This window comes from bacterium (genome assembly GCA_037131655.1).
Taxonomy (GTDB): domain Bacteria; phylum Armatimonadota; class Fimbriimonadia; order Fimbriimonadales; family JBAXQP01; genus JBAXQP01.
On the sequence record JBAXQP010000324.1, the window covers coordinates 1 to 2,836 of the forward strand.

The window sequence follows — 2,836 nt, forward strand, 5'->3', positions numbered from 1 at the left end:
GTACGAGGCAAGTGGCAGTCTTTCGGGCTTACGGCGCCTTCGTGGGTTCTGGATGCCAGACATTCACAGCTTCTGCCTCGATCTCGAACAAGGTCTTGACGAGTACAAGACGCTCTTTTACCGTTACACCGATTTAGCAAACGGCATGGGAGTGAATTACGCCGTCGCCTTCAGGGTTGTCGAGGAGTTCTACAACAGCCACAAGGCAGAACTGGTCGAGATGATCAAATACAACGGCGCACCAGCGCTGATTGAGATTCTCTCTGACATGAAGCATTACTGGGTTCTCAAGCACGAAGTAAACACTGTGGACTGCAATGCGGGTATCTGCCAAACATCCACTGTTCAACTCGACATTAAGGACGCCGCACTCTACGGCATCACCTACGTCGCCGCGGATGGCGAATCGAAAGGCTGCACCATCGTTCACAGCTCAATTGGGTCAATCGAAAGATGGATATTCTCGATCCTCGAAGACGCCCTCAAGAAAGACCCGCCAGTGTTGCCACTCTGGTTAGCACCAACGCAAGTCCGTTTCATCCCAGTTTCCGAAGAAAAACACCTGGGCTATTGCCTTGGGGTGGCCGAGGAGCTGAAAAAACATCGCATCCGGGTTGATGTCGATGAACGGAGTGAGCCAATGAGCTGGCGTATCCGTGGAGCAGAACGCGAATGGGTACCTTACGTCGTTATCTGCGGAGACAAGGAACAGGCAGGAGCTCCTCTTTCCGTTCGTATCCGGGGAGCCAAGCAACAACAAATGAGTGTCGACGAATTGGCCCTGCTCATCAATCAGCAGACTGCCAAGATGCCGTTCTCGTATCTGTCGGGGATGCTCGTTTCCAAACGGCCGGTATTCCGCGGACGAAACTAGCACAGGTCAAAAAGCAGAAGTACCTGCAATAAGGGGGAGGAAGCAACAGCTTCGCTCCCCCATTTTTTTATTCTACTATCAAAATTTTTCGAGATAACCTATAAGACTATCACTTCCCCATCTTTCAATGTTTTAAAAGGAATCTCATTTTTTTTCATATATTCAACAACCATCTCCATCTTCTCTGATTCCGGATGACTCGATTGATAATGAGGAACGATAGAGTAATCAATAATATTTAATCCTTCAAAAACAGTCTCAGTGTCATCTCCATAAGGCTTTACATTAGGATCGTCCACAAGCTCAATACCACGAAGTGTTGGCGCTAGAATGCAGACACCAGCACTATATCCACCATACAGGATTCCTTCTTTTTGGATGAGGTGGCTAAGTATTAAATCAAACCCGCTTCTTTTCATTGCTTCACGCAGTACAAAGACATTGCCACCACGCACCCAAATAACACCAAATTCATTAAGTTTTTTCTCTAGTTCATTTTGATGATCAAAATAATGTCTCAGGTCAACCAACTCTACATCAAGCCCAACACCAACAAGATCATCTATATCTGATTGTTCACTCTTCTTCCTTCGCTCAAGATCGTTTGAAAAATCAAGTGCATTCGAAATAAATGCAGTTTTTTTATTGGTTGGAATGAGCGATTTCAATGTATCGATTTCATTTCCTAATTTATAAGATGAAAGATAGAATTTCATAAAAAGATCATATACGCATTATATTCTTGATGGACGTTATTTTTTTCAAAAATTTAGAGTTTGACACCTTAACTTTATTATTATACCATACAATGTCAAATAATCAAATTATTGTTTGATTGGTTCGTTAACAAAACGGGAACAGGAAACTGCGTCCTGTAGTCCTACAAAAGATTGGAGAAAGAAATGATAAAAGGTAATGTTACCACCGAATTACCCGCGTCCCAATTTTTTATATTGGACGCTACAGGTAACGAAACGATTCTGTCAAAAAAGGATTCGCTTGAAGCTGGTACCCAACACGACCCTATTTTGACCAGACTAATCATGCATGTGATGGGAACTGAGAAGTCAGCCCACGTAATCAATCACATGCACGTAATGCAACAGCTTGAATGGATAGATTACGAACCGGCCAGTGACAAAGGTCACTTTCGGTTCTACCCAAAAGGCACACTCATACGCCAACTGTTGTCAACCTGGTGTGAAGAGCTTTCTATCAACACGTTCGGCGCACTGCCCATCAAAACGCCATTCCTTTATCGTAATGGCAGCGTGGCTGTGCGTGAACATATAGGCATATTTAACGAAAGTGTCTATTCAGTGTTCCAGAACCAGGATCAGGATATATTTGTTCTACGCTTTAACGATGACCTGGGCCTTTACACGGTAATGAAAGATGCTCAAATCACCTGTAGCCATATGCCACTCAGAATCTACGAGCAAACGCACAGTTTCCGGTACCTTGAAAGCGGCGGCGTATCTGGCATCCAAAAGGCACGGTATTTCTTGCTCAATGATGTTCATAGTTTCTGTCCCGATCTCAGACAAGGACTCGTTGAATATAAAGAAATCCACCGATTGATGATGGCCATCGCGAACGAACTCGATCTCCATCCAGTGACCCACTTTCAGGTACCGCAGAACTTCTATCCAGAGGTCAAAGCAACTATGACCGCAATGCTCAATGACGGAGAGAAGATGCTTGTCGAAATCATTCCGCGCCAAAAACAATACTGGGTCATGAAACACATCGTGCATACCAACCATATGCAGAGACTCTTTCACGTTCAGCTTGACCTTGAAAGCTCAGAACGTCTCGGTATCCACTACAAAGCAGTGGACGGCAGTAAAGGAAACTACACTGTCATTCACAGCTCTCTCGGGACTATTGAACGCTGGATGCTCATTATCCTCGAAGACGCCCTCAAGAAAGACCCGCCAGTGTTGCCACTCTGGTTAGCAC

At 44.8% G+C, this 2,836-nt stretch carries 3 protein-coding genes; 2 read left to right on the top strand and 1 reads right to left on the bottom strand.

Annotated elements, in window-relative coordinates:
* On the top strand, positions 1–874 hold an 874-nt coding region (locus WCO51_11875), incomplete at its 5' end, for a His/Gly/Thr/Pro-type tRNA ligase C-terminal domain-containing protein (GenBank protein MEI6513952.1).
* Between the two features lie 98 nt (positions 875–972).
* On the opposite strand, the gene WCO51_11880 is transcribed toward WCO51_11875, so the two are convergent.
* The gene (locus tag WCO51_11880; protein ID MEI6513953.1) at positions 973–1,590 is read right to left on the bottom strand and encodes a Type 1 glutamine amidotransferase-like domain-containing protein; all 618 of its coding nucleotides are present in this window, start codon (positions 1,588–1,590) and stop codon (positions 973–975) included.
* Between the two features lie 186 nt (positions 1,591–1,776).
* Here WCO51_11880 and WCO51_11885 point away from each other — a divergent pair.
* On the top strand, positions 1,777–2,836 hold a 1,060-nt coding region (locus tag WCO51_11885; GenBank protein ID MEI6513954.1), incomplete at its 3' end, for an aminoacyl--tRNA ligase-related protein.